Origin of the sequence: Mesorhizobium sp. WSM4898, assembly GCF_029625845.1 — a bacterium.
Lineage (GTDB): Bacteria > Pseudomonadota > Alphaproteobacteria > Rhizobiales > Rhizobiaceae > Mesorhizobium.
The window spans coordinates 1-305 of the sequence record NZ_JARTVQ010000036.1 but is presented as its reverse complement, the minus strand read 5'-3'; the positions used below and the strand labels follow the sequence as shown (position 1 = coordinate 305).

1 protein-coding gene is annotated in these 305 nt (G+C 57.7%); it reads right to left on the bottom strand.

Annotated features, from left to right (window positions below; translation table 11 throughout):
- Positions 1–305: integrase core domain-containing protein (locus tag P9228_RS30860; protein ID WP_278052575.1), on the bottom strand; the 305-nt coding region annotated here is incomplete at both ends.

Here is a 305-nt window from a genome sequence, read left to right as displayed (position 1 = left end):
TGTGGAGCTTCAACAGGTTGTCCTCGATCAGGGCGAGGCGACTGATAGGCGTTTTTGACTTTAGGCTGCCATGTGGACGATGCCAATTGTATCTGTGCAGCCAGACAGGCAGTTCGGCGGCACGATGATCGGATGTCGGATAGGCAATGGCGTAGGCCCATTCGCGCAGTGCTGTCTGGATGAAGCGCTCGGCCTTGCCATTGGTCTTGGGCGTATAGGGTCTTGTCGTGACGTGCTTGAGGCCGAGATCGCGGCAGGCCTTGGCGAAGGCCTTTGATCTGTAGCAGGAGCCGTTGTCGGTCATG